Source organism: Rhizobium sp. BK112 (assembly GCF_014193215.1).
Taxonomy (GTDB): Bacteria; Pseudomonadota; Alphaproteobacteria; order Rhizobiales; family Rhizobiaceae; genus Rhizobium; species Rhizobium anhuiense.
Window position 1 is genome coordinate 27,958 of the sequence record NZ_JACHYZ010000008.1, and the last position, 23,479, is coordinate 51,436.

Below are 23,479 nucleotides of genomic sequence, written 5' to 3' on the forward strand. Positions count from 1 at the left end.
CCTATCTGGTCTCCGGCCGAACCCAGCCATAACCGAGCGCGAAATTGTCGCCCGGTCGGCCGAAATAATAGGGAAGCGACAGCGAGCCGATCTCCTGCGGTGCGATGCCCGCCGCCATCAGCGCCGATGAAAACCGCTCCGGCATGACGGCATCCGCAGCCGTCGCCGTCTTCTTGCCGCGCCAGACGATCAGCACCGGCCCCTTGGCCTCGGCATAGGCCGGAATGCCCGGTGCCGGAAAATCCGGGATCACCACCGGGACGTCGGGAAGCTGCAGCCGCATGTTGCCGCCGATATAGGGATCGGAAGCGATCACCAGCGCCGGTTCAGCCTGTCGCGTCATATCGCGCGAAAAACCCGCCATCGGCACATTCGGCCTGCTGTAGATGCCGATCAGCCCGGCGCCGACGACACGGAAACCGAGCGCGATCAGCACGCAGGCCATCAGCACCGGCAGCACCGGCCGGAAGCGGCGCAGCCCGGCGGAAAGGTCGAGGTCGGCAGCCTGCATCTTCGCCAGGAAATAGAGCGGCAGCACCAGCAGGAACGGGTCGAGCCAGCGTTCGCGCACGGTGGTTGAGCCGGTGAACAGCACGATCAAAGCGATGCCGGCAAGACTTGCGAGCATCATCCGCTCCATCATCCCGGTCCAGCGGTTTCCGGCCGAAAGCGCCCGGACGAAATCCCGGCGGAAGGTGACGGCGAAGATTGCGACCGGCAGCGCCGCAAAGGCGATGATGGCGACGAGAAAGGCGAGAAGGCCTTTGCCGATCCGTACAATGCCGACCGGTTCGCTGCCGGCGGCCATCTTGACCAGAGTGTCGGAGGAGGCGAATGCCAGATTGCCCTGCAGCCAGATCGCGTGCGGCAGGACGATGACGAGCGCAACGGCGACTGCGGCCAGCATGCGCCAGTCGAGCGCCCTGCGCCGCCATTCGGCATCGGGCAGGATGGCGATCAAGGCGGCGACGGGCATCAGCGCGAAATTATACTTCGAGATCAGTCCGATGCCGGTCGCCAGCCCGAGCACGAGATAGCTGCCGATATCGGGTCGGTCGAGCGTGCGGAAGAAGCCGTAGAGAAACAGCGAACTGGCAAAGAGCAGCGCCGTCGTGTGGGTGAGATCCTGCTGGGCCATGTAGGAGACCTGGGGCAGGGTGATCAGCGCCAGCATGGCGACGGCGGCAAGCGCCTGGTCCTTCAGCACGCGCCGCCCGGCAAGGCCATAGAAGAGATAGGATAGGAACAAGAGGATGTTCTTCGGGACAATAAGCGCGCCGATCGACATGCCCGTCACCGAAACGACGGCATATTGCATCCAGTTGTAGAAGGGCGGCTGCGGACCGTAGCCGGCCAGCAGATATTGCGAGAAGAAGGATTGCTCGGCCTCGTCGAGCTCCAGCGAATGCGGAAGCACGATGCGAAGCACGATGTTGAGCACGAAATAGGCTGCAAGCAGCAGGCCCGCGGTCTTGATCGTCCTCGTTGCGCGCTCCAGCATCGGGCTGCCGGCTTAGGCTTGGCTGTGATCGTCGAAGATCTGTCGCACGATGTAGTTCGGAGAGGCGTCGTCGCGATAATAGGTGCGCGCGATCATCTCAGCCAGAATGCCGGTGGTGATCATCTGCACCGACGACAGCAGCAGCACGACGCCGACCATCAGCATCGGTCGCGTGCCGATATCGTTGCCCAGGATGAACTTGTCGAAGCCGAGATAGAGCAGGATCAGCATGGCGACCGCGCCGAGGCCAAGACCCAGAGAGCCGAAGAAATGCCCGGGCCGTGCCTTGTAGCGCATGAAGAACATCACCGACAGCAGGTCGAGGATGACGCGGAAGGTGCGCGAAATGCCGTATTTCGAAACACCGTGCTCGCGGGCATGATGGGTGACGGCCATCTCGCCGATGCGCGAGCTCGGGACGACACCGGCGACCCAGGCCGGGATGAAGCGGTGCATTTCGCCCATCAGCTTCACCTGCTTGATGATCGAGGCACGGTAGATCTTCAGGCTGCAGCCGTAATCGTGCAGCTTGACGCCGGTGATACGGCCGATCAGGTAATTGGCGCACCACGACGGAATCTTGCGCAAGAACAGACCGTCCTTACGGTTCTTGCGCCAGCCGACCAAAAGGTCGAGTTCGCGCCGTTCCAGTTCGGCAACCATCGAAGGAATGTCCTTCGGATCGTTCTGGAGGTCGCCGTCCATCGTCGCGATCAGCCGGCCTCGCGCGGTGTCGATACCGGCCTGCATGGCGGCGGTCTGGCCGAAGTTGCGCTGCAGCTCGACGATTCTGAGCGCCAGCCCCTCGCGTCCGACAAACTTGCGCGCGTTGACGAGCGTCGCATCGGTGCTGCCGTCATCGACGAGGATCAGCTCCCAGCGATGCGGGTAGCCGGCCATCGCGGCCGCGACACGCTCGACAAGCGGACCGACGCTTTCCTCTTCGTTGAAAATGGGCACGACCAGCGACAGTTCGAGCGATTGTACCGGATCATTCATATCGCGAATGGGCTCTACCGTTGTCTGCAACTTTCATCTCCAAAAGGCCGGGCGGCCGAGTATTCGTTACTGCTGCCGCCGCGCTTGCGGAAGGCTACTACATGAAGTGTCCGCCGGTTGCCAGCGGCAATGGCGGTTTCCCAGCAATCGGCTGCGCTGCCGGGGTGCTATTTCGCGCCCCCCTCCACCCAGGAGTAACCGATGGAGAAGCTACGTTTGCCGTCACCGAAGAGATAGGGCAGCGTCAGCGTGTTCAACTCTTGCAGATGAATGCCCGATTTGACGAGATCGCTGGCGAAACCGGGGGCAATTGTCGGGTCGTCTGCGGTCTCGCCGCGCCAGATAACCAGCACCGGCCCCTTCGCCGCCGCATATTCGGGAACCCCGGCACCCGGGAAGAACGGTATCACGACGGGAACATCGGGAAAGGCCAGCCTCAGATTGCCGGCCACGAACTTCGTCCCCGCCACGATAAGAACCGGCTTGCGGGTCGCGGTCAATTCAGCGACGTAACCGGAGAAGGGTACGTTCGTTCTCGTATAGGTGCCGATGTACTGAATGCCGACGATCCGGAAAAGAAGGATCGACAGGATGACGACCATGAAGACCGGCACCACGGGCCGGAAGCGGGCAAGGCCGGCAGAAAGATCGAGATCGGCGGTTTCCAGTTTCAGGAACAGATAAAGCGGCAGGACGAGCAGGCACGGGTCGAGCCAGCGCTCGTGGATATCGCTGGCGCCGGCAAAGAGGACCACGCCGACGAAGGCGACCAGGCTGATGACCATCATCCGCTCGATCACCCGGATCATCGGGCTGGACGAGGAGAGTGCGCGAAAGAAGTCGCGCCGGAAGGCGGCGCCGATGAGAACGATCGGCAATGCGACGAAGCCGAGGACGGCGATGACGAGAGACAGCAACCCCTGTCCGATGCGCGGCAGGCCGGCGGGGGCCAGGTCTTCGGCGGTCATCCGCTCCAGTGTCGGCGCAGAGGCGCTGGCGAGATTGTCAGGCAGCCAGAGCGCATGCGGCAGCACGATCAGAATGGCGAGGACGACCGCCGGCAGCAAACGCCAGTCGATCAGACGGCCGCGCCATTTCCGGTCCGGCAGCACGGCGATCAGGGCGGCAGCCGGCAGGATGGCGAAATTATATTTCGAGATCAGCCCGATGCCGGTGGCGATGCCGATGATCAGGTAGCTCCCGATCGTCGGCTGGCGCAGCGTGCGGAAAAAACCGAAGAGGAAAAGCGAGGTTGCAAACAGCAGCGCGACGGTATGCGTCAATTCGCGCTGCGCCATCAAACCCACTTGCGGCAGAGTGATCAGGCTCAGCATGGCGATGGCGGCCAGCGAGCGGCCCTTCAGCACCTCGCGGGCGGCAAGCCCGTAGAACAGATAGCAGCCGAAGAGAATGATATTCTTCGGCACCGACAGCACCCACATCGATATGCCGGTCACCGAAACGATGGCATATTGTATCCAGTTATAGAAAGGCGGCTGCGGGCCATAGCCGGCAAGCAGATATTGTGAGTAGAAGGATTGCTCCGCCTCGTCGAGATCGAGCGTATGAGGTAAGGCGATGCGCAGCGCGATGTTCAGCAGGAAATAGACTGCCAGAAACATGCTGGCGCTCGTAATGCTTCTGGTAATCCGCTCCAACATCGATCTCCACGTCAAGCCGGCAAGGCGTGTCATATACCGGTCAGCGCCCGGATCGTCGGCGGGAAGGCGCCTTCGCCTCCATCGCCATCAACTCCGCCGTTGTGCGCAACCTGCATTTCTCTTAAAAGGCCTGGCGACGGGACCGGTCCCATGCCGACCCAAGCGAGGAATGCCTACTACATGAAGAGCTCGATCGTTGAAAGCCGGCAATCCTGGTTTATGCGCAATCGCATGACCATTCTGACGGTCGTCATCGTCGCAGCCTATGCGCTCTTCATCCAATGGTTCTGGGGGTGGCCCGTCATCATCAGGCAATGGGCCGATGTCGGCGCCGGTCCGGTGATCGGCGCGCTCGTGCTTTTGACGAGCACCTATTTCCTGCGCACCTGGCGCATCTATGATTATTTTCCAAAGGAAACGGCCGGCCGGTTCGCCGTCCTCTTCCGCGTCACGCAGATCCACAACCTCTTGAACATCATGCTGCCCTTCCGCACCGGCGAGACCAGCTTTCCGCTGCTGATGCGCACCGAATTCGGCATTCCGCTGACGCGCGGAACCTCGGCGCTCTTCGTCATGCGGCTGCTCGACCTGCACGCGCTTCTGGCCGCCGCTGGCATCGGCTTTGCCGTCGCCGCCGCCAATGCGGCTGTTGCCTGGTCGCTCTGGACCGCCTTTCTGCTGTTGCCGGTCGCAGCCTTTGCCGCCCGCAAGCCGCTGCTGCGCCTCGCCGCCCGGCTGCTGCCTAATAAGGCGCAGAAATTCGTCGCCGAGATCGAAAACGGTTTGCCGCTCGATGCCGTGGCCTTTGCGCGCGCCTGGGCGATGACCATCGTCAACTGGCTGGTGAAGGTGATGGTGCTTGCCTGGGCGCTCGGCCTGATGGGCGTGTCGCCGATGGCGGCAAGCTTCGGCGGCGCGCTCGGCGGCGAGCTCTCCTCCGTGTTGCCGATGCATGCGCCGGGCGGCGTCGGCACCTATCCGGCCGGCATCACCGCCGGCGCCATCGCTCTCGGTGCCTCGAGCGAGCGGATGGCTCTGGCCGCGCTGGCGCAGGCGAGCATCAATGCCCACCTGCTGATCATCGTCTCGGCGCTCACCGGCACGGCGATCTCACTGCCGCTCGGACGCCGCGGCAAGCTCTGAAATCCGTTTTCTGAGAAACGCCTGCTCCGGCTCCTGCCGGCAGAGCGACAGCGCCGTTTCATAGGCGGCGATCGCCTCTTGTCTCCGGCCGAGACGGCGCAGGAAATCGGCGCGCGCCGAATGGGCGAGGTGATAGGCCTGCAGCTCCCGGCGGGCCAGAATGGCATCGATCAGTTCCAGCCCTTTTGCCGGCCCGTCCGCCATCGCGATCGCTACGGCGCGGTTGAGCTCGACGATCGGGGAGGGCTGGGCCGCCAGAAGCAGATCGTAATAAAAGGCGATCCGGCGCCAGTCGGTCTCTTCGGCAGCGGGCGCCCTGGCATGCTCGGCGGCGATCGCCGCCTGCAGCGTATAGGTGCCGATCTCTCCCGCCCGCATCGCCTCGGTGAGCAGCGCCAGGCCTTCCCCAATCTTTGCATGATCCCAGAGCGAGCGGTCCTGATCGGCAAGCAGCACCAGCGATCCCTCTTCGCCGCGGCGGGCGGCGCGGCGGGAGTCCTGCAGCAGCATCAAAGCCAGCAGGCCGGAGACGTCGGGATGCGGCAGCAGCGCCAGAAGCAGCCGCGCCAGACGTATCGCCTCTGCGGTCAGGTCGGCGCGGACCACGTCTTCGCCCGAAGAGGCCGAATAACCCTCGTTGAAGACGAGGTAGATGACGTGCAGCACCCGGTCTAGCCGCGGCGGCAGCGCCTCGCGGCCCGGCACCTCGTAGGGGATCTTCGCCGCCCGGATCTTGCCCTTGGCGCGCACGATCCGCTGCGCCACCGTCGGCGCCGGAATGAGGAAGGCATGGGCGATCTCTTCGGTGGTCAGTCCGCAGATTTCTCTGAGTGCCATCGCCATCTGCGCATCGGCCGGAATGAGCGGATGGCAGCAGGTGAAGATCAGCCGCAGCATGTCGTCCTCGATCGGTTCCATGTCGCCGATCTCCGTTGCGTCGGGGGAGTAGAGGCTGTCTTCGATGTGATGCTGCGAAGCATCGAAACGCGCCCGCCGCCGGATCGTGTCGATCGCCTTGAAGCGTCCCGTCGAAACGAGCCAGGCGAAGGGATTGCCGGGAATGCCGTCCGTTGGCCATGTCCGGGCGGCCGCAGCGAAGGCGTCGTGCAGCGCTTCCTCCGCCCGGTCGAAATCGCCGAGCAGGCGGATCAGCGTCGCCAGCACCCGGCGCGACTGCGTTCGATAGATCTCCTCGATCACGCGTTCCAACGGGCCACCTCAGTCCGGCAGGGTCAGCATTCGCACGGGCCTCAGTTCGACCGCGCCGAAACGTGCCGATGGGATCCGCCCGGCAATCTCCCTGGCTTTCACCATGTCAGGCGCCTCGATGACGTAAAAGCCGGCCAGATGCTCCTTGGTTTCGACATAGGGGCCGTCGGTGGCTGACAGGCTGTTGTTTCGAACACGCAGCACGGTCGCCTTATCAGGCATCTCAAGCGCATCGGCATGGATCATGATGCCGTCGCGGCGCAGCTCCTCGTCGAAGGCGAAATGCGCTTTGACGAGTTCATCGGTTTCCGCCGCGGTCAGCCTGCCGTCGGTGTCGACACTGTTATAAATCAGGCAGATGTAGCGCATGGCTATTTCCCATCCTGGATGGAGTAAGTCGGGCGCACTTCGATTGAGCAATATTTGAGGATCGGAAAACTCGACACGATCGTCTTCGCCTCCTCGATGTTCTCGGCTTCGATCAGCACAAAACCGCCGAGGTGCTCTTTGATTTCGGCAAATGGGCCATCGGTCGCAAAGGCCTCGCCATTGCGCAGGCGGACCGTGATCGCCGTTGACGGTTCATGCAAGGCGAGCGCCACCTGCAGATGACCGCTCTCGCGCCAGCGATTGTCGCTGGTGATGCACTCCTGTGTGAGCGCATCCCATTCGGTCTGAGGGACCAGCTTGCTTTTTTCCGTGTCGAACCAGATCTGGCATAGAAATTTCATCGGTCTCTCCTCATTTAGCTCCGAATTCGTGGATTGGCCGCACTTCGATCGCACCGAGCCTGGCGAGCGGAATGCCGGCGGCGATGCGGATCGCCTCGTTGAGATCTTTTGCCTCGATCAGGATAAAGCCGCCGAGCGCCTCCTTCGTCTCGGCGAAGGGACCGTCCGTCACCGACATCTCGCCGCCCCGCACCCGCACGGTCACCGCCGATGTCGGCGGCTGCAGCGCCTGCGCGACAATCATATGCCCGCTTTCGGCAAGGTCCTTGTCATAGGCCAGGGAATTGGTGTCGAGTTCGGCCTTCTCCTCTTTCGTCATGGCGTCGAGCACACCGCCATCGAACCAGACCTGACAGAGATATTTCATCGCAGGCAGCCTCCTTGTGAGTATTCAATAACCCTGGACGACCGAGCTCCACGCAATTCGACAGCGGCGGAAAAAATCTTTGTTCCGGCCGGCTGTCGAGATCGCAAGGCAGCGCTCGACAAGGCTTCATCAAAACCTGTCGAGGAGAACGACAATGAGCATTCTTGAAATCGCCCTGGCAAGCCAGATCTGGGCACGCCGCCGCGAGAGGCGTCAATTGGGGCTGGACGATGCCGACGCGCTGAAGGCTCTTCTGCGCATCGCTTTCGTCATCGCCGCCTTTACCCTGCTGATTTCAGGGCTGAACCTTGCCGCGGGCAGGCCGCAGATGCTCGCGGACGGCTCGGCGTCTGTTGTGACAGGCAGGTGACGGCCTATTGGAAGGCCGTTTCGAAGAAGCTGCGCAGCTTACGTGAATGCAGCGCTTCCTTCGGCATGGCGGCCAGCTTCTGGACGGCGCGGATGCCGATCTGCAGATGCTGGTTGACCTGCGTCCGGTAGAAGGCCGTCGCCATGCCTGGCAGCTTCAATTCGCCGTGCAGCGGCTTGTCGGAGACGCAGAGCAGCGTGCCATAGGGCACGCGGAAGCGGAAGCCGTTGGCGGCGATCGTCGCCGATTCCATATCGAGCGCGATGGCGCGCGCCTGGGAGAGCCGCTTCACCGGCCCGCGCTGGTCACGCAGTTCCCAGTTGCGGTTATCGATCGTGCCGACGGTGCCGGTGCGCATAATGCGCTTCAGCTCGAAACCTTCATAGCCGGTGATTTCGGCAACGGCCGCTTCCAGCGCCACCTGGACTTCGGCCAGTGCCGGGATCGGCACCCAGACCGGCAGGTCGTCGTCGAGAACATGGTCCTCGCGCATATAGGCATGGGCGAGAACATAATCGCCGAGCCGCTGGCTGTTGCGAAGACCGGCGCAGTGGCCGAGCATCAGCCAGGCATGCGGGCGCAGCACGGCGACGTGGTCAGTGATCGTCTTGGCGTTGGAGGGGCCGACGCCGATATTGATCATGGTAATCCCGGCATGGCCCTTCTTCTTCAGATGGTAGGCCGGCATCTGCGGCAGGCGGGTAAGCGCCGCATCCGTTTCCGGCGCGTTCGAGCCGGGCAGGGTGACGACATTGCCGGGCTCGACGAAGGCGGTATAGCCATCGCCGCCGCCCTCGGCCATCAGCTTGCGCGCCCAGCCGCAGAATTCGTCGATATAGAACTGGTAGTTCGTAAACAGCACGAAATTCTGGAAATGCTCGGCATGCGTCGCCGTATAATGCGACAGCCGGGCGAGCGAATAGTCGATGCGTTGCGCGGTAAACGGCGCAAGCGGCGAGGGCTCTCCCGGCGGCGGGATATATTCGCCGTTCGCGATCTCGTCGTCGGTGGTGTTGAGATCGGGCGTGTCGAAGATATCGCGCATCGGAACGTCGATGAAGGCGTTGGTCGATGCTTCCACATGCGCACCCTCGCCGAAGGCGAAGTGCAAGGGGATCGGCGTCGTCGATTCCGAGACGATGACAGGAACATTGTGGCTCTTCATCAGCAACGCCAGCTGCTCCTTCAGGTAATGCTTGAAGAGCTTCGGCCGGGTGACTGTCGTCGTATAGATGCCGGGCGCCGTGACATGACCATAGGAAAGCCGCGAATCGACATGGCCGAAGCTTGTCGTCTCGATGCTGACCTGCGGATAAAAAGCGCGGTAGCGCGAGGAAATCGGTGCGCCCTGTGCGAGTTCGCTGAAGTTCTGGATCAGAAACGCCGTATTGCGCTCGTAAAGCGCCGTCAGCGCCTCGACCGCCTTGGCGGGATCATCGAAACTCTCAGGCTGGAAAGGGGGTGGAGAGGATGTGTCGAGGGGCGACAAAGGGGAGATTCGTTTGTTCATGACGCATTATAGAGAGTTGTTTTTGACAAGCAAACGACGCGCGCCGGCGGATTCCGATTTTTTATCCTCTTCCGCGTCTGGTGCGGATGCCTGTCGCCCAAACTGCGCAACGGTTTTGGGACAACGACATGCGTAAATCAAAGATTTAAAGCGCGTCGTACGATGCGCATTGGTCAGCGCACCGCAGGCGCGCAGAAGGTGCCGTTTCTCTCCAGGCAGGTATAGCTCGCCCCGAAATGCGACTGGGCACCGCCACCGCCTTCGTGCACCACGACCGCCGAAAATGTGACCGCGAAGATCGCCGCAAACAGCGTGATGATGCTAAAGCGTCTTGCCAGAATATAGAGGTCCATTGCCTTGCCCCCGATCGCAACTCTATCGTGACAAGAGTTTTGCCATGCCGCGGCTGAACGAGTGCTGAGATGCCGGTTCATCCGCCGTTCAGCTTGCCGGGCAGGCTCGGGAGGGGTGCGGAGAGGATTTATAAGGGTTCGTCAGGCGGATCGCCCCCTTTCGGCCATCGCCGGACGGCTTACCGAATGGGGCGGTAAAGAGCGTAGAAGCATGCCGGTGTGCCGGCATGCTTCTGTATTTGGGATGAGCTGTCTATGGTTCAGAGCCGCGTCCAGGTCTGCGACTTGCAGAGGATCTTCATCACGCAGCCCTGCATCCTCAGCGAATTGCCGGAAATCTTGCCCGAACCGCTATAGGTCTTTTCGGCCGCCGGGTCGGTGATCTCGCCGGCATAGCTGCCGCCGGTTCCCGCAAGCGTACCGATCTTCCGGCCGGCATATTTGCCGGTCTTCAGCGTCACGCAATAACTGCCGCCGCAGGATGCGATCACCGCCGTATCGCCGGCGGCCGTCTTCCAGCTGCCGACGATCGGCTCCTCGGCATGCGCGATACCCGCGATCATTGCAATAGTGCCGGCGAGAACGAAGCTGCGGATCATCTTTTCCTCCATGATGTCCCTTGATCGGCCGCGAAAATAACTGACGCGAACGTAAAGGTAAATAAGCCCGATCGTTGTTCTGCGGATCGAGTGAAAAACCGGAGAAAAAAGCCATGCGGCGAGCTTGTAAAGATATCGCCTGCTGATTTCATGATGAACGATCCCTTTATTTTCAAATCTGAATCTTTCGTAAAATTGGCGCGAAAATCCTTAATTCGCAAGGAATCTGATGTTTAACAAAAACCCAAATTTACCAAGCATTTGCACTTTGTTTGTCTAGAATTAATCATGCATTTTAGGCGTTTTTTGAAGGCCGTTCGGCATAGTGAAGCCATCAAACGAGCGGGGCAAACCCGCCGGACCGGAAGGGCCGCCAAGCCGCGATAGACGGCAAGGCCCGGAGGTAAAACAGGGTAAGTCATAAACAGGCTAACAGGGATAAAACCGATGGCACGCTTTGAAATGCACAATGCTGAAACGGCCACCATGGGTGGCGACAACAACGCCGATGTCTTCTGCGAAATGGGTCTGATGTATGCGACCGGCCGCGGCTGTGAAGTCGATCTCGTCGCCGCCCACAAATGGCTGAACATCGCTGCCATCAAGGGCAACGATCGCGCCGCCGAGCTTCGTGCCGACGTGGCCGCCGCTATGGACAAGATGCAGCTCGTGGCAGCGCTGCGCGCTGCCCGCGAGTGGATGACGGTTCACTGACACCCACCTGCCGGCAATTCGGTAGGAACGATATAACAACCTCGGAAAGAGGGAGCTGGCGGGGCGCTTTGGACGGGGCCGACGCCGGGAGAAGGGAACCGCGACCGGATCCTCCACCGGCCGCGGTTCTTGCCCTTATCGGCCGATCTTTTTCAGCACCTGCGGCAGTGCGTTTTCGAGGAGCGCCATATCCGCCTCCGGCCCGACGCTGATGCGAATGCAGCGATTGAGCGGCGCCACGCCAGGCATGCGGATGAAGACGCCATGCTCCATCAGCCCGTCGACGATCGCGCGGGCATAAACGCCGTCGCGTCCGGCGTCGATCGCCACGAAATTGGTCGCCGAGGGCAGGGGCTCGAGACCGTTCGCCCGGGCGATAGCGCCGATCCGCTCCCGCGCCGCATGGATTTTCCCGACCACCTCGACGAGATAGGCCTGGTCCTTGAGGGCGGCCAGCGCTGCTGCCGTCGCCAGCCGGTTCATGCCGAAATGATTGCGGATCTTGTCGAAGGCCTGCGCCGTGCCTGGCGTCGAGATCACATAGCCGATGCGTGCGCCGGCAAGTCCGTACGCCTTGGAGAAGGTGCGGGTGCGAACGACGTTCGGCAGCTCGATCAGCGAGGAGATCGACGGCAGCGACCCTGCCGGCCCCGTCTCGCTATAGGCCTCGTCGAGCACCATCAACGTCGTCTCGGGCAGCGCCCGGGCGAAAGCGACGATGCTCTCGGCATCCCACCAGCTTCCCATCGGATTGTCGGGATTGGCGAAATAGACGAGCGGCGCATTCTCCCGCTTGACGGCATCGAGCAGGCCGTCGAGGTCCTCGCGGTCGTTGGCGTAGGGAACGGTCACCAGCCGGCCGCCGAAACCGGCGACGTGGAAATTGAAGGTCGGATAGGCGCCGAGCGAGGTGACGACGGGCGCGCCCGGTTCGATCACCAGCCGGACGATCTGGCCGAGCAATTCGTCGATGCCGCTGCCGATGGCAATGTTGGCGGCCGAGACGCCGAGATGGGCGGCAAGCGCTTCCCTGAGCGCGAAATTCTCCGGATCATTGTATTTCCAGATATTGCCGGCCTCTTCGCGCATCGCGGCAAACACGGAAGCGGCTGGGCCGAAGCCGTTCTCATTGGCGCCGATGCGTGCCGAAACGGCAAGTCCGCGCTGGCGTTCGATCGCCTCGGGGCCGACAAAGGGAACTGTGGAGGGCAGGGCGCTGGCAAGGGGGGTGAAGCGCGAAAAGGCGGACATGCGAAAGCGGGTTCCCGGGCATATTGACAATTGACGAAACAATAGGCCCGGGCACGGCCAACGCAAGCAAGATTATTTCTGCAACAAGCCTGTTATGGGACGGTTCACGCCCTGAAGATCGGCGCACGTCGGGCGGCGATCGCTTCCATGTTGCCGACGAGGAAATCGGTGCGCACGACGCGGCGCAGAACCTCGGGGTCCATGATGTTGATGAACCGGACGCCGATGCGTTCCTTGTGGCGATAGACCTCGGCGCAGCCGATGCGATAGGCGAGGCCGAGAATGTTGAGATAATAATGCTTGGGCAGGCCGGCCGTGGTCGAGACGATGAAGGTGGCGCCGCCTTGGGATATATCGATGATCTCGGCGCTTCGCATCGAGACGCCCGTCAGGCACGGCCGGACGGCGACGATGCGGGCTGGCCGTTTGACGATGAATTCTTCCCAGCGCTGGTCGTAGACGGCGGACTTGACCGTGGCAAGGTGTGTAGCGCGGAGCATAGTCATTCACATTCTCCGTCAGTCAGGACACATTGGGGGTTTATCTCAATCAAGCTGACCTTGATCTCATTCAGGCTGGCTTGATCGAGCAACTGGTCTTGATCCCAACCAAGGTCACATGAATGTTTTGCACATTCGTCAAATATAAAATTACAATTTTAACGAGTTCAAACTTTGTTCCCAAGCGGGACGCCTTCATGTTCATTATCGGGACGCGGTTTTCCGGTTTCAGCCCAGAAATCTGACGGCAAGATATCCGCCAACGGCGGTCAGCGCCGTCAGAGCCGTGCCCCAGGCCATGTCGACCAGGCTCATGACGACTGGCCAGTTGCGAAGCGTGGCAAGATTGGTGATGTCATAGGTGCCATAGGCCGCCAGTCCCAGAATGGCACCGTGGAGAAATGCGGTGACGATCGAGCCTGCCGACAGAGCCGGCAGCACGGCGAGCACGACCACTGCCGCGGCAAAGAGCAGGTAGAACAGGGCGGCGATCGCAAGATTGGGCGAGGGCAGCATCAGCGCGCCCAGCTGGTCGCGATAAAAATTGCGAGCGATGAGGCCGAGCCAGATTCCGTCGCAGACGAGAAGGGTGAGAACGGCGCCGGCATAGGCGAGCAGTGATGTCTTCATCGTCAGTCTCCCGAACTTGTCCCTTTTTACGCAGCAAAGGCCGGCCGGATCGCTGCCCGTTCGATTTCGGTGCAATTTTCCCGAACTCTTTCAATAGCCAGGCGTTCTGCCTTGATCCATGAAGCATGGCGCGCTTCGAATGACGACAGTGAGGAATTGAAGATGACTGATGTCAAAGTCCCTTGGAAATCATGGGTCGTGGTCTGCAATGGAGCCAAGGCTCTGATCATGCAGAATGCCGGCGATGCCCAACTGATGAACCTGAAGGTGCTGGAAACCCTGACGCAGCCGAGCGCGCCCGATCGCGAGATTGGCGCCGATAAGCCCGGCCGCAGCCATGCCGCCAACGGCTTCAGCGGCAGCGCCGTCGAGGAGACCAACTGGCAGGATCAGGCCGAAGCCCAGTTTCTGAAACAACTGGCCGAAAGGCTGGACGAATTGGCGCAGGAAAAGGATGCCCGCCGCATCATCCTCGTTGCGCCGCCGAAGGCGCTCGGCGCGTTGCGGCCGGCCCTCAGCGCCGATACGCAGGCAGCGATCTCCGCGGAATTGGCGAAGGACTATACCAATATGCCGGTCGACGAGATCGAGCGGCATCTCGCGGCCTGAGCCCGTTCGCAGTAAACTGAGGAAACGCGGGTCGAGAGGCCCGCGTTTTCGCGTCATACCAACGGCATCCGCCCAGCAAACAGCTCTTCACGATCGGCAAAGAGCGCCGCCAGGCGGTCGATGACGATCCTGACCTCCGGCCGTTGCCGCTCGTCATCATGCGCAACAATCCACATCTCATACGTCAGCTCGTCGATCACAGGCCCGGCGCGGACGAGCCTGCGCTCCTGATCGCCGATAAAACAGGGAAGCACGCCACGGCCGGCACCGCCGCGGATCAGGTGAAACAGCATATGCGGCGTGTTCGTCCAGCTGGTGATCCAGTAATCCGGCTGTTCGAAAGTCCATTTGTCGGCCGGCGTGATGGCGGTATCGGTGCCGAGCGAGATCCAGTTGCAATTGGCCTCGTCATAATCTGCCGCCTGATAGGCCGCATGTGCCACCTTGACCGAACGGCGGATCGCGACGTTGCCGCTCTCCGGCCGGCTGTGGCCAACGGCGATATGCGCTTGCCGATAGGTGAAATCGACACTCGCATCTGAGGTTTTGTAGCACATGCGGAAGCTGTCCTTCGGCGTCCAGACGCTGGCCAGATGATCGGCGATGAAGCGCAAGGTCCAGCTGTCGGCGGCCGTCGAGACGATCGGTAGTGTCAGCACCTCACCGCGCCAGTCCGAGATCGCACGCGCGGCATCCTGCATCAGCCGGACGCGATCGAGCAGTTCCTGCCCATCCTTGGCGAGCAGATAACCGGTGGGGCCGCGGCTGAACAGCGAGCGGCCCGTCACCCGTTCGAGCGCCAGCATGCGCCGGCCGATGGTCGGGGCGCTGAGCCCGGTGCGCTGAGCCGCCGCCGAAAGCCCGCCGCCGGTCGCGACATGGAAGAAAAGCTGCAGGTCGTCCCAGCTGGCATCTTTCATGGATGAAAACCCCCTTTCCCCCACGCCTCTACATCGGATGGGCGCGAAGGCTTAGCTCAAGTGCACGAGCCAATAGATGGAGGACGAAGCAATGGATCTCAACTGGGTTACTCTCTTTAAGGAAGTCGAAACCCGCAATCGCCGGATCCGCCGCGATCGCTTTGCCGATCCGCTTGATAGGCCGGAATGGCGCGGATTTCTCTGGGTCGTTCCGATCATCGCGCGTCTCGCTGCACGGCCGGGCGCCGAAAGAAAGGCGATGCGCCGCGATGCTTCGCGGATCGCAAAAAGCCTCAGCTTTCGAAGCTCAGCCGCAGCACGTGGTGCAGGAATTCCGGATTGAGCAGCATGTTGAAGCTGATCGTCACCAATTCGCCTTCGCGCTTGACGACGGTCGAGCCGATCTCGTCATGGATGCCGAGGATTTCGAGGAAGAAATGGCTCGGCATTTCCAGGTTGGGGCTGACTTCGAGCAGGGCGCCGGCGAGCGTGATCGTGCGGATCAGGCAGCGCACCTGCGTTCCGGTGCTGAGATGATGGCCGACGAAGATGATGTTGCCCGGCCTGTCGAGATTGAATTCCCTGTAAGCACGTTCCGGCTTGGGGTGTTCTGTGTCGAGGTGCATCTGAAAGGCCCTTTTAGCCTCCGCTGGTATAGGACAGGATATTAGCTTAGGAATGCTGACACTTGCTGAAGAACATCGTTAGAATTGAATGCGTCGGTGAAATCTGCGGGAAAATCGCACCGATTTCGGGCAGGTTTGCTCCAAATTTGCTCATTTCCCAGCGCGTATGCGCCATTCTTGACATGCCTGCGTCCTTGCCGCATACAAGGGTCGGTTCGAGGCACCGGCCGCTCGCGGATGAAAATCCATGGTGAAGCCCTCGCGATCATGGTCACGGCCCCTTGTGCATGCTGACTGGCGGCAATGTGAGCTCCCATCCGCAGTCGAAGAGCATGCCTTGTGAAGGCTCACTCCATGACGACCTATCCTGCCATCGAAGAATTGAAGGCTCAGGCCAAGCGTCTGCGCCAGGCGATGAACGATCGCGGCACTCCGCTGACCCACAGTGCGGCGCTGGAAATGATCGCCCGCCAGCACGGCGTGCGCGACTGGAACACGCTCGCGGCCCTTGCGGCAAAGCCCAATGCCGCTCCAAAGGCGCCGCTTTTCATCGGCGCGCATATTCGCGGCCGTTATCTCAACCAGCCGTTCACCGGCGAGGTTCTGGCGCTTTCGGCCCTGCCAGGCGGCGATCTCCACAGGATCACCATCCATTTCGACGAGCCGGTGGATGTCGTCACCTTCGAGAGCTTCTCGGCCTTTCGCCGGCGCGTGAACGCGCAGATCGATGCCGACGGCGTGTCGCCGAGAAAGACCTCGAACGGTCTGCCGCATCTGGTGCTCGACCTGTAAGTTGCTTCTCTTTTTCTTTTGAGGCGAATCCGCATGGTTACAAGCCGGGCTCGGGACTCGCCGATATGACACGGATTTCTCCATGACCGATCTTTCCCAGGGCAATGCCTTCCTCACCGGCTGGCTGCCGGGCGTCTTCATCAAGACGGCGGCGCCGATCGTCGCGATCACCACCGTCAACGGCCTGTTCACCGTCGTCGACGCCTATTTCCTCGGTGCCTATGTCGGCCCGGACGCGCTCTCTGCCGTCAGCCTGATTTTCCCGGGGCTGATGCTGCTGATCGCCCTGCAATCGCTCGTCTCGAACGGCATGGCAAGCATCCTCGCCCGCCGACTGGGTGCCGGCAATCGCGATGGTGCGCGTCGGGTCTTTGCCGGCGCGCATGCGCTGGCGCTCGCCGTTACCCTTATCCTCAATCTGGTCTACTGGACGGTGGGCCGGCAGATCATCGGTGTCGGTGCTGCCGGCAATTCCGCCGTAACCGATGGCGCAACGCTGTTCATGGGCGCGATGATCGCCTGTGCGCCGGTCAGCTTCTTTCTGTCACTGCATCTCGACGGATTGCGCTGCGAAGGCAAGATCGGCTTCATGACGCTGGTGACGCTGTCGGCCTCGCTGCTCAACATCTTCGCCAACTGGCTGTTCATGGCGGTGATGCATTGGGGCGTGCTCGGTTCGGCAGCCGGCTCCATCGCTTCGCAATTCGTCTGTCTTGCAGCCGTGCTCGCCTACCGCTGGCGTCGGCCCACGGCACTCAGGCCGTCCTCTGGAGCAGCACTTGCCGAATGGCGTGGCATCGTCGCCTTCGGCGCGCCGATGAGCCTCGGCTTCATCGGCATATCGCTGGCCGCGGCCGCCATTCTGATCAATGTCTCGCTCTGGAGCGTGGCAGATCATGTCGCCACGATTGCCGCCTACGGCATCATCACCCGGATCATGACCTTCACCTATCTGCCGCTGCTTGGCCTCAGCATCGCCCTGCAGACGATCGCCGGCAACAATCACGGTGCCGGCCTCGGGCTTCGCGTCGGCCGCAGCCTGCAGATCGCCATGCTCGCAGCACTCGTCTATTGCACTTTGGTGGAGGTTACCGTCGAGTTGCTGGCTGGCCGCCTTGGCGCCGTCTTCGTCGCCGATCCCGCCATAACAGCCGAGGTCAGGCGAATTCTGCCCTGGACGATCGCCGCCTATTTTCTCTTTGGGCAGATGCTGATCCTGTCGTCCTATTTCCAATCGATCGGCGATGCGCCGCGCGCCGCGATCTTCGGCCTGTCGCGGCCCTATCTGCTGACCCTGCCGCTCACCTTCCTGCTTCCCTTCATCTTCGGCGAGCAGGGAATCTGGATGGTGCCGGTCTTTGCCGAGGCAGGCATGGTCATCCTTGCCGTCCTGGTGCTGTCGCAGAACGCCAAACGCCGCCGTTGGCGCTATGGGCTTCTGCCCGCCTGATACGGCAAAGCCGTGCCGCCTCGTGAATTGATCCCCGAAGGTTAACATCAACCCTCGGGGTCAGTTCACTGGCGGCTCTATCTGATACCGTCATTCATTGGCGCTCGAAGCGGCCGATGTCGCAGCTTCCGCCTCGTTCAACGCCTCGGCGCATTCCTGGCAGCAGACCTCGACAGTCTTGCCCCCGAGCTTGACGGTGATGGTTTCCGCACCGAGTTCGCAGTCGCAGGCAGCGCATGTGGTCTTCTTCATCTGGTGATCCTCCGGTTATCGTCCCCAGATCGGGACAGGCTCATAAGATCATCGAAGACCGCATCGCCGCTGTCGAAATCTTTAGCGATTTACGGAGGCTTTTACCTCAGCCGTAGCTGCGCCGAGCGCTGGAATTCGGCCGGAGTCTGCCCGAAGGACTGCTTGAAGGACGCGCTGAAATGGCTGTGGCTGGAAAAGCCGAGATCGAGACCGAGCGCCGTCAGATCCTCATACTGGCCGAGCAGATCGAGCGCCCGGGCAAGCCGCAGCCGCAACTGGTAGCGATAAAGCGGTGTGGCCTCGACCTGCTGGAAGACCTGGGTGAGATAAACCGGCGACACGCCGACTTCCGAGGCGATTTCCGCAAGCGTCCAGCGTCGTGCGAGATCGGATGAGAGCACCAGCTTGGCCCGGTCGACGAGTTTCTGCCGGCCGGCGCTGGCGCCCGCTGCGTGCGATGTACGCTCGCCGAGCGAGCGGCGCACCAGCGTCAGCGCCAGTATCTCCGCCTCCAGCGTTTCGGCGACTTTGCGGCGCAGACCATGACGCAGCAGCGCGACCAGCGCCTGCGCCCGCGGATCGATCCGCCGGCGCTGACGGCGGAAGGAAAAGGCCTGGCCGGGCTGCACCTGATCCTTCGGCGTGAGTTCTTCGAGCATGGATTCGTCGATCGCCAGATCGATGCAAGCATCGCCGCCCTCGATGGGGTGGCTGATCTGATATCCCTGGCCGGCATTGAAGAACACGACCTGATTGGCTTCGGCCACCGTGTCGTTGCGGCCGACATGCCGCATGAATACGCCGCGATAGGGATAGACGAGGCTCGTCCTATGGGCGCATTCTTCGTCGCTCTTGTGGCGGCATTCGCCATTGCAGACGATGTCACGAATGGTGACCGTCTTCGTTTTCAGGAGCGGTGCTGTTGAAAACTGCGACATGGCATGTTCCGGGTCAGACAGGCCGCCCGACGAGGCGACCACTGCATAATTCCCTAAATCGGAATCGATTTAAAGAATTATGCAGCAATCCAAAATGCTGCAGCGTCCTCTGCGCGTCTGAAAAGACGCGCGGCGCTGCGGGGCACAATATCACGCTCAAGTTTCAGTAGCGACTGTAGACATGGACGTCGCTTTCGGTCTGCCCCCTGGAAAGGCCGATATCCTTCAGTTGCTCGTCGGACAGCTCCATCAGCGCATTGCAGTTGCGCCGTTCGTTCATTTTGCGCTCCAGCCAGTGTGCTGCGGTGGCTATGGCAAGGAACAGGCCGGGCCGCATATTGCGGGCCGAGATTGTGGAATTAGAGCTATGCATGGTGATCCTCCATCCGTGTTTGGATGGAGGCAGTGAACCATCAGCGGCGATTTTGCGCTGTCAGATTATTTAGCGATCTGAGACAGCCCTCACGCCTTCATCAGCCACTCATGTTCGGCAGCATTGTGGAACTTCCAGATCCGCTTCGGTCCGGCCATGACGTTGAGATAATAGAGATCATAGCCATGGCAGGCGGCGCAGGGGTGATAGCCCTTCGGCACCAACGTCACGTCACCGTCCTCGATCGCCATTGCCTCGTCGAGCGAGCGATCGTCGGTGTAGACGCGCTGGAAGCCGAAGCCCTGCGGCGGATTGAGGCGATGGTAATAGGTCTCTTCCAGGAAGCTCTCGTTCGGCAGGTCGTCCTGGTCGTGCTTGTGCGGCGGATAGGAGGAGGTGTGCCCGCCCGGCGTGATCACCTCGACGACCAGCAGCGAATGGGCCGAGCTGTCGTCCTCCGGCATGATATTGTTGACGTAGCGCACATTCGTGCCCTTGCCGCGCGTTACCTGCGGATGCGTGCCGGGCGGGATGGCCTTTGCCGGATAGGTGCCGCCGCCGGGCGCCGAGCAGACGGCAAGCTCCAGATCGGTCTCCGCCGTCACCGACCATGTCGATTCCATCGGGATATAGAGCGCATGCGGGGCGCCTTCGAACGGGCTCATGCGGCCGCCGAGCGTGCCGAAATCCCTGGTGCCGGCCGATGCCTTGCCCTTGCCGGTCACCCAGACGAGGCAGACTTCGCGATCGCCCGTCTCTCCCGAAACGGTCTCGCCCGGCTTCAGCCGATGCAGATCGAAGCCGACATAGGTCCAGCCGGCATTTTCCGGGGTGACGTGCGTGACGCGGCCATGCGTGCCGGACGGTTTCACCTTGAGGTTTGGCATTGGTGTTTCTCCTCGTAAATTGGCGGATGCGGCCTCCCTCATCCGGCTGCCGCCACCTTCTCCCCGAGAGGAGAAGGGACATGCCTCGCCGTTTCCATTCCCCCTTCTCCCCGGTGGGGAGAAGGTGCCCGGAGGGGAGGGGTCTTTCGTTCTGTTATCCCTTTGGAAAACCTTCCGTTTCCACGGTATAACCCGCGGCCGTCATGACGCGCATCAATTCGGCATGGCCGATCTCGGCCATTTTCTGCGGCGGTGCCTTGCGTGGATCCTGTTCGGCCTCGACGACGAACCAGCCTTCATAGCCGTGGTCGGCCAGCCGCTGGACGATGGCGCCGAAATCGAGCGAGCCGTCGCCGGGCACCGTGAAAGCGCCGAGCGCCACCGCATCGAGGAAGGACTGCCGGCTGCGGTCCAGCCCATCGACCACGGGCTTGCGGATGTCCTTGACGTGAACATGGTTGATGCGGGCGTGGTGGTTTTCGATGGCGCGCAGCACGTCGCCGCCGGCAAAGGCGAGATGCCCGGCATCGAGCAGCAGCGGAATGCCTTCACCCGAAGAGCGCATGAAGGCGTCGAGTTCCGGCTCGGTTTCGACCACGGCAGCCATGTGGTGATGATAGGAAAGCGGCATGCCCTGCTCGGCGCACCATTCCCCGAATTCCGTGACGCGTCGCGCATAGGCCTTCATCTCGTCATCGGAGAGGCGCGGCTTGGTTGCGAGCGGCTTCGAGCGATCGCCCTGGATGGAGCGGCCGACTTCGCCATAAACGATGCAAGGCGCATTGACCGCCTTGAACAGCGCAATCATCGGCGCGATGCGGTCCTTGTTGGCAGCAAGCTCCTCATTGACAAGCGTGCCGGAAAACCAGCCGCCGCACAGCGTCACGTCGGCGGCGCGCAGGATGGGAAGCATCTCTTCCGGATTGCTGGGGAAGCGGCGACCTTGTTCCATGCCGGTGAAACCGGCGCTGCGCGATTGCCGCAGGCATTCCTCGAGGGACACATCGTCGCTGAGCTCAGGAAGATCGTCGTTCCACCACGCGATGGGCGACATGCCGAGTTTGGCCTTCATCAACATTCTCCTTAAAAGCATTGCGGAAGAGCCGGGACGCTCCTCCGAAAAATGGTGGCACGACAGCGCCGCGCGCCTTTCCAGACGCGCAAAGGACGCTGTAGCACCTCGAATTGCTGCATAATTTTGTCCTTAAATCGATGCCGATTGAAGGAATTATGCAGTCGGTCAGCCGATGCGTTGGGCGGCGCGTGCTTCGACATAGCCCTTGCGCGCTTCGTTGACCTGTTCGCGAGGACTGACCTCAGGCACCACGACATCCCACCAATGGCCGCCGGCTTCGGTGGTAATGAGCGGATCGGTGTCGATGAGGAAGACCGAGGTGCGGTCGTTCTTCTTCGAATCGATGATCGCCTGCTCGAGTTCCGCGATGGAGCCGACCTTGACGGCGATGGCGCCCATGCTTTCGGCATGCGCGCGGAAATCGATCTCCGGCATCACCTCGTGATAGGAGTCCTTCAGCAGATTGTTGAAGTTGGCGCCGCCGGTGCCCATCTGCAAACGGTTGATGCAGCCGTAACCGCGATTGTCGAGCACGACGATGTTGAGCTTGAGGCCGAGCATGACCGACGTCGCGATCTCGGAATTCATCATCATGTAGGAGCCGTCGCCGACCATGACGACGACATCCCGTTCGGGATGCGCCATCTTGGCGCCGAGACCGCCGGCAATCTCATAGCCCATGCAGGAGAAGCCGTATTCCATATGATAGCTGCCAGGCGCGGTCGCCGGCCAGAGCTTGTGCAATTCGCCGGGAAGGCCGCCTGCAGCGCAAAGAACCGTCGTATTCTCGCCGCCGATCGTGCGTGCCACCGCGCCGATCACCTGCGCATCGGAGGGCAGGGCGGTATTGCTCGTGGCCATCGCCCTGGCCGCAGCCTCCATCCAGACCTTCTTCTCCGCGGCCGCCTTCTCCGCGAGTGCTGCCGGCGCCTTCCAGCCGGAAAGCCCTGCCGAAAGCGCCTTCAGCCCTTCGCGGGCATCGGCCACCAGCGGATGGCTATCGTGCTTCACCGCGTCATAGGCGGCGATATTGAGGCCGACCATCTTGAGGCTGTCGTTCTTGAACAGCGCCCAGGAGCCGGTGGTGAAATCCTGGCAGCGGGTGCCGACGGCGATGACGAGGTCCGTCTCTTCCGCGATCGCATTTGCCGCCGAGGTGCCGGTGACGCCGACCGAGCCGAGCGCCAGCGGATGGGTCTCGTTGATCGACGACTTGCCGGCCTGGGTGACGACGACGGGAAGGCCGTGGGCTTCGGCAAAAGCGGCAAGCTCCTTCGTCGCCTGCGAATAAAGCACGCCGCCGCCGGCAACGATCACCGGCTTCCGCGACGCCTTGATCAGCGCAATGGCATTTGCCAGCTCGTCCGCATCCGGCTGCGGCCGGCGGGTTGTCCAGACCTTTTCATCGAACAGGCTTTCCGGATAATCATAGGCTTCCGCCTGAACGTCCTGGCAGAGCGACAATGTCACCGGGCCGCAATCCAGGGGGTCGGTCAGGACCTGCATGGCGCGCTTCAGCGCCGTGATGATCTGCTCGGGCCGGGTGATGCGGTCGAAATAGCGCGAAACCGGACGGAAGGCATCATTGGCCGAAACCGTGCCATCGCCGAAATCCTCGATCTGTTGCAGCACCGGATCCGGCGCACGGTTGGCGAAGACGTCGCCCGGCAGGAAGAGAACGGGAATACGATTGACATGCGCGACGCCCGCGGCCGTCACCATGTTCAGTGCGCCGGGGCCGATCGAGGTCGTGCAGGCCATGAAGCGCGTGCGGAAATTCGCCTTGGCATAGGCGATCGCGGCATGCGCCATGCCCTGTTCGTTGTGGGCGCGATAGGTCGTCAATTCGCCGCGCACCTGATAGAGCGCCTCGCCGATGCCGGCGACGTTGCCGTGTCCGAAGATCGCCCAGACGCCGCCGAAGATCTGCACCTTCTTGCCGTCGACGATCGTCATCTGCTTCTTGAGGAAATGCGCGACGGCCTGCGCCATCGTCAACCGTATCGTCTTGCCCATCGG

General features: G+C 61.8%; 28 protein-coding genes. 7 read left to right on the forward strand and 21 right to left on the reverse strand.

Going from position 1 to position 23,479, the window contains the following annotated elements; genetic code table 11:
* Position 1: 1 nt before the first annotated feature.
* The 3 genes from FHT75_RS21320 to FHT75_RS21330 form a co-directional block, all read right to left on the reverse strand.
* Positions 2–1,501: a glycosyltransferase family 39 protein gene (locus FHT75_RS21320; protein ID WP_183845225.1), complete on the reverse strand. Its 1,500-nt coding sequence runs from the start codon at positions 1,499–1,501 to the stop codon at positions 2–4.
* Between the two features lie 12 nt (positions 1,502–1,513).
* On the reverse strand, positions 1,514–2,530 hold the full coding sequence (locus FHT75_RS21325; protein WP_183845224.1) for a glycosyltransferase family 2 protein: 1,017 nt from the start codon (positions 2,528–2,530) through the stop codon (positions 1,514–1,516).
* Positions 2,531–2,667: 137 nt separating this feature from the next.
* Positions 2,668–4,161, reverse strand: coding sequence for an ArnT family glycosyltransferase (locus FHT75_RS21330; protein ID WP_063474217.1), 1,494 nt, complete (start codon positions 4,159–4,161; stop codon positions 2,668–2,670).
* A 180-nt stretch (positions 4,162–4,341) separates the two neighbouring features.
* Between FHT75_RS21330 and FHT75_RS21335 the strand changes: the two genes are divergently transcribed.
* Positions 4,342–5,304 (forward strand): lysylphosphatidylglycerol synthase domain-containing protein, encoded by a 963-nt coding sequence (locus FHT75_RS21335; protein WP_063474218.1) that lies wholly within the window; start codon positions 4,342–4,344, stop codon positions 5,302–5,304.
* On the opposite strand, the gene FHT75_RS21340 is transcribed toward FHT75_RS21335, so the two are convergent.
* Genes FHT75_RS21340 through FHT75_RS21355 form a run of 4 tightly spaced genes read right to left on the reverse strand, consistent with a single transcriptional unit; the run spans position 5,272 to position 7,611 of the window.
* A complete protein-coding gene (locus FHT75_RS21340) occupies positions 5,272–6,513 on the reverse strand; it encodes an RNA polymerase sigma factor (RefSeq protein WP_063474219.1) in 1,242 nt (413 codons plus the stop codon). The two genes, FHT75_RS21335 and FHT75_RS21340, sit on opposite strands and share 33 nt — an antisense overlap.
* A gap of 9 nt (positions 6,514–6,522) precedes the next feature.
* A complete protein-coding gene (locus tag FHT75_RS21345) occupies positions 6,523–6,882 on the reverse strand; it encodes a YciI family protein (protein WP_183845223.1) in 360 nt (119 codons plus the stop codon).
* A 2-nt stretch (positions 6,883–6,884) separates the two neighbouring features.
* Positions 6,885–7,244: a YciI family protein gene (locus FHT75_RS21350; RefSeq protein WP_028755916.1), complete on the reverse strand. Its 360-nt coding sequence runs from the start codon at positions 7,242–7,244 to the stop codon at positions 6,885–6,887.
* A 10-nt stretch (positions 7,245–7,254) separates the two neighbouring features.
* On the reverse strand, positions 7,255–7,611 hold the full coding sequence (locus tag FHT75_RS21355; RefSeq protein WP_028755917.1) for a YciI family protein: 357 nt from the start codon (positions 7,609–7,611) through the stop codon (positions 7,255–7,257).
* Positions 7,612–7,765: 154 nt separating this feature from the next.
* Between FHT75_RS21355 and FHT75_RS21360 the strand changes: the two genes are divergently transcribed.
* A complete protein-coding gene (locus tag FHT75_RS21360) occupies positions 7,766–7,981 on the forward strand; it encodes a hypothetical protein (RefSeq protein WP_028755918.1) in 216 nt (71 codons plus the stop codon).
* A gap of 4 nt (positions 7,982–7,985) precedes the next feature.
* Here FHT75_RS21360 and FHT75_RS21365 read toward each other — a convergent pair whose 3' ends face one another.
* The 3 genes from FHT75_RS21365 to FHT75_RS21375 form a co-directional block, all read right to left on the reverse strand.
* Positions 7,986–9,491: an AMP nucleosidase gene (locus tag FHT75_RS21365; protein WP_028827834.1), complete on the reverse strand. Its 1,506-nt coding sequence runs from the start codon at positions 9,489–9,491 to the stop codon at positions 7,986–7,988.
* A 173-nt stretch (positions 9,492–9,664) separates the two neighbouring features.
* Positions 9,665–9,844 carry a hypothetical protein gene (locus FHT75_RS21370; protein WP_028755920.1) on the reverse strand — a complete coding sequence of 60 codons (180 nt, stop codon included), beginning with the start codon at positions 9,842–9,844 and terminating at the stop codon, positions 9,665–9,667.
* 260 nt (positions 9,845–10,104) lie between these two features.
* On the reverse strand, positions 10,105–10,443 hold the full coding sequence (locus FHT75_RS21375; RefSeq protein ID WP_028755921.1) for a DUF2147 domain-containing protein: 339 nt from the start codon (positions 10,441–10,443) through the stop codon (positions 10,105–10,107).
* 447 nt (positions 10,444–10,890) lie between these two features.
* Between FHT75_RS21375 and FHT75_RS21380 the strand changes: the two genes are divergently transcribed.
* Positions 10,891–11,157, forward strand: a complete 267-nt coding sequence (locus FHT75_RS21380) for an SEL1-like repeat protein (protein WP_028755922.1) — start codon at positions 10,891–10,893, stop codon at positions 11,155–11,157.
* A gap of 135 nt (positions 11,158–11,292) precedes the next feature.
* On the opposite strand, the gene FHT75_RS21385 is transcribed toward FHT75_RS21380, so the two are convergent.
* From FHT75_RS21385 to FHT75_RS21395, 3 genes are all read right to left on the reverse strand, one after another.
* Positions 11,293–12,408: a pyridoxal phosphate-dependent aminotransferase gene (locus FHT75_RS21385; protein WP_097595011.1), complete on the reverse strand. Its 1,116-nt coding sequence runs from the start codon at positions 12,406–12,408 to the stop codon at positions 11,293–11,295.
* Between the two features lie 104 nt (positions 12,409–12,512).
* The gene (locus FHT75_RS21390) at positions 12,513–12,914 is read right to left on the reverse strand and encodes a pilus assembly protein PilZ (protein WP_028755924.1); all 402 of its coding nucleotides are present in this window, start codon (positions 12,912–12,914) and stop codon (positions 12,513–12,515) included.
* A gap of 222 nt (positions 12,915–13,136) precedes the next feature.
* Positions 13,137–13,538 (reverse strand): DUF2177 family protein, encoded by a 402-nt coding sequence (locus tag FHT75_RS21395; protein ID WP_183845221.1) that lies wholly within the window; start codon positions 13,536–13,538, stop codon positions 13,137–13,139.
* Positions 13,539–13,700: 162 nt separating this feature from the next.
* On the opposite strand from FHT75_RS21395, the gene FHT75_RS21400 reads away from it, so the two are divergent.
* Entirely contained in the window at positions 13,701–14,147 is a 447-nt protein-coding gene (locus FHT75_RS21400) for a host attachment protein (RefSeq protein ID WP_028755926.1), read from the forward strand.
* 53 nt (positions 14,148–14,200) lie between these two features.
* Here FHT75_RS21400 and FHT75_RS21405 read toward each other — a convergent pair whose 3' ends face one another.
* Positions 14,201–15,067, reverse strand: coding sequence for a LysR family transcriptional regulator (locus tag FHT75_RS21405; RefSeq protein WP_097542952.1), 867 nt, complete (start codon positions 15,065–15,067; stop codon positions 14,201–14,203).
* 91 nt (positions 15,068–15,158) lie between these two features.
* Here FHT75_RS21405 and FHT75_RS35940 point away from each other — a divergent pair, with 91 nt between their 5' ends.
* Positions 15,159–15,410 (forward strand): hypothetical protein, encoded by a 252-nt coding sequence (locus FHT75_RS35940; RefSeq protein WP_246712963.1) that lies wholly within the window; start codon positions 15,159–15,161, stop codon positions 15,408–15,410.
* On the opposite strand, the gene FHT75_RS21410 is transcribed toward FHT75_RS35940, so the two are convergent.
* Positions 15,361–15,693: a hypothetical protein gene (locus FHT75_RS21410; RefSeq protein WP_028755928.1), complete on the reverse strand. Its 333-nt coding sequence runs from the start codon at positions 15,691–15,693 to the stop codon at positions 15,361–15,363. The genes FHT75_RS35940 and FHT75_RS21410 overlap by 50 nt on opposite strands.
* Positions 15,694–16,047: 354 nt before the next feature.
* On the opposite strand from FHT75_RS21410, the gene FHT75_RS21415 reads away from it, so the two are divergent.
* Complete coding sequence (locus FHT75_RS21415; RefSeq protein WP_132574716.1) at positions 16,048–16,485, forward strand: glyoxalase superfamily protein; 438 nt, start codon at positions 16,048–16,050, stop codon at positions 16,483–16,485.
* Between the two features lie 82 nt (positions 16,486–16,567).
* Positions 16,568–17,935, forward strand: a complete 1,368-nt coding sequence (locus FHT75_RS21420; RefSeq protein WP_183845220.1) for an MATE family efflux transporter — start codon at positions 16,568–16,570, stop codon at positions 17,933–17,935.
* A 90-nt stretch (positions 17,936–18,025) separates the two neighbouring features.
* Here FHT75_RS21420 and FHT75_RS21425 read toward each other — a convergent pair whose 3' ends face one another.
* From FHT75_RS21425 to iolD, 6 genes are all read right to left on the reverse strand, one after another.
* Complete coding sequence (locus FHT75_RS21425) at positions 18,026–18,187, reverse strand: hypothetical protein (RefSeq protein ID WP_165932247.1); 162 nt, start codon at positions 18,185–18,187, stop codon at positions 18,026–18,028.
* A 101-nt stretch (positions 18,188–18,288) separates the two neighbouring features.
* Positions 18,289–19,125 (reverse strand): helix-turn-helix transcriptional regulator, encoded by an 837-nt coding sequence (locus FHT75_RS21430; protein WP_183845219.1) that lies wholly within the window; start codon positions 19,123–19,125, stop codon positions 18,289–18,291.
* Between the two features lie 163 nt (positions 19,126–19,288).
* A complete protein-coding gene (locus tag FHT75_RS21435) occupies positions 19,289–19,498 on the reverse strand; it encodes a DUF1127 domain-containing protein (RefSeq protein WP_047616220.1) in 210 nt (69 codons plus the stop codon).
* An 89-nt stretch (positions 19,499–19,587) separates the two neighbouring features.
* On the reverse strand, positions 19,588–20,385 hold the full coding sequence (iolB, locus tag FHT75_RS21440) for a 5-deoxy-glucuronate isomerase (RefSeq protein ID WP_028755933.1): 798 nt from the start codon (positions 20,383–20,385) through the stop codon (positions 19,588–19,590).
* 154 nt (positions 20,386–20,539) lie between these two features.
* Positions 20,540–21,457, reverse strand: coding sequence for a myo-inosose-2 dehydratase (gene iolE, locus FHT75_RS21445; protein ID WP_028755934.1), 918 nt, complete (start codon positions 21,455–21,457; stop codon positions 20,540–20,542).
* 168 nt (positions 21,458–21,625) lie between these two features.
* A complete protein-coding gene (gene iolD, locus FHT75_RS21450) occupies positions 21,626–23,476 on the reverse strand; it encodes a 3D-(3,5/4)-trihydroxycyclohexane-1,2-dione acylhydrolase (decyclizing) (protein ID WP_183845218.1) in 1,851 nt (616 codons plus the stop codon).
* Between the last annotated feature and the right edge of the window lie 3 nt (positions 23,477–23,479).

Excerpts from the sequence above, each read along its gene's own strand:
- FHT75_RS21320 (WP_183845225.1), bottom strand. The coding sequence starts at position 1,501 with ATGCTGGAGCGCGCAACGAGGACGATCAAGACCGCGGGCCTGCTGCTT.
- FHT75_RS21330 (WP_063474217.1), bottom strand. The coding sequence starts at position 4,161 with ATGTTGGAGCGGATTACCAGAAGCATTACGAGCGCCAGCATGTTTCTG.
- FHT75_RS21335 (WP_063474218.1), top strand. The coding sequence starts at position 4,342 with ATGAAGAGCTCGATCGTTGAAAGCCGGCAATCCTGGTTTATGCGCAAT.
- FHT75_RS21345 (WP_183845223.1), bottom strand. The coding sequence starts at position 6,882 with ATGCGCTACATCTGCCTGATTTATAACAGTGTCGACACCGACGGCAGG.
- FHT75_RS21350 (WP_028755916.1), bottom strand. The coding sequence starts at position 7,244 with ATGAAATTTCTATGCCAGATCTGGTTCGACACGGAAAAAAGCAAGCTG.
- FHT75_RS21355 (WP_028755917.1), bottom strand. The coding sequence starts at position 7,611 with ATGAAATATCTCTGTCAGGTCTGGTTCGATGGCGGTGTGCTCGACGCC.
- FHT75_RS21360 (WP_028755918.1), top strand. The coding sequence starts at position 7,766 with ATGAGCATTCTTGAAATCGCCCTGGCAAGCCAGATCTGGGCACGCCGC.
- FHT75_RS21365 (WP_028827834.1), bottom strand. The coding sequence starts at position 9,491 with ATGAACAAACGAATCTCCCCTTTGTCGCCCCTCGACACATCCTCTCCA.
- FHT75_RS21370 (WP_028755920.1), bottom strand. The coding sequence starts at position 9,844 with ATGGACCTCTATATTCTGGCAAGACGCTTTAGCATCATCACGCTGTTT.
- FHT75_RS21375 (WP_028755921.1), bottom strand. The coding sequence starts at position 10,443 with ATGATCCGCAGCTTCGTTCTCGCCGGCACTATTGCAATGATCGCGGGT.
- FHT75_RS21380 (WP_028755922.1), top strand. The coding sequence starts at position 10,891 with ATGGCACGCTTTGAAATGCACAATGCTGAAACGGCCACCATGGGTGGC.
- FHT75_RS21385 (WP_097595011.1), bottom strand. The coding sequence starts at position 12,408 with ATGTCCGCCTTTTCGCGCTTCACCCCCCTTGCCAGCGCCCTGCCCTCC.
- FHT75_RS21390 (WP_028755924.1), bottom strand. The coding sequence starts at position 12,914 with ATGACTATGCTCCGCGCTACACACCTTGCCACGGTCAAGTCCGCCGTC.
- FHT75_RS21395 (WP_183845221.1), bottom strand. The coding sequence starts at position 13,538 with ATGAAGACATCACTGCTCGCCTATGCCGGCGCCGTTCTCACCCTTCTC.
- FHT75_RS21400 (WP_028755926.1), top strand. The coding sequence starts at position 13,701 with ATGACTGATGTCAAAGTCCCTTGGAAATCATGGGTCGTGGTCTGCAAT.
- FHT75_RS21405 (WP_097542952.1), bottom strand. The coding sequence starts at position 15,067 with ATGAAAGATGCCAGCTGGGACGACCTGCAGCTTTTCTTCCATGTCGCG.
- FHT75_RS35940 (WP_246712963.1), top strand. The coding sequence starts at position 15,159 with ATGGATCTCAACTGGGTTACTCTCTTTAAGGAAGTCGAAACCCGCAAT.
- FHT75_RS21410 (WP_028755928.1), bottom strand. The coding sequence starts at position 15,693 with ATGCACCTCGACACAGAACACCCCAAGCCGGAACGTGCTTACAGGGAA.
- FHT75_RS21415 (WP_132574716.1), top strand. The coding sequence starts at position 16,048 with ATGACGACCTATCCTGCCATCGAAGAATTGAAGGCTCAGGCCAAGCGT.
- FHT75_RS21420 (WP_183845220.1), top strand. The coding sequence starts at position 16,568 with ATGACCGATCTTTCCCAGGGCAATGCCTTCCTCACCGGCTGGCTGCCG.
- FHT75_RS21425 (WP_165932247.1), bottom strand. The coding sequence starts at position 18,187 with ATGAAGAAGACCACATGCGCTGCCTGCGACTGCGAACTCGGTGCGGAA.
- FHT75_RS21430 (WP_183845219.1), bottom strand. The coding sequence starts at position 19,125 with ATGTCGCAGTTTTCAACAGCACCGCTCCTGAAAACGAAGACGGTCACC.
- FHT75_RS21435 (WP_047616220.1), bottom strand. The coding sequence starts at position 19,498 with ATGCATAGCTCTAATTCCACAATCTCGGCCCGCAATATGCGGCCCGGC.
- iolB (WP_028755933.1), bottom strand. The coding sequence starts at position 20,385 with ATGCCAAACCTCAAGGTGAAACCGTCCGGCACGCATGGCCGCGTCACG.
- iolE (WP_028755934.1), bottom strand. The coding sequence starts at position 21,457 with ATGAAGGCCAAACTCGGCATGTCGCCCATCGCGTGGTGGAACGACGAT.
- iolD (WP_183845218.1), bottom strand. The coding sequence starts at position 23,476 with ATGGGCAAGACGATACGGTTGACGATGGCGCAGGCCGTCGCGCATTTC.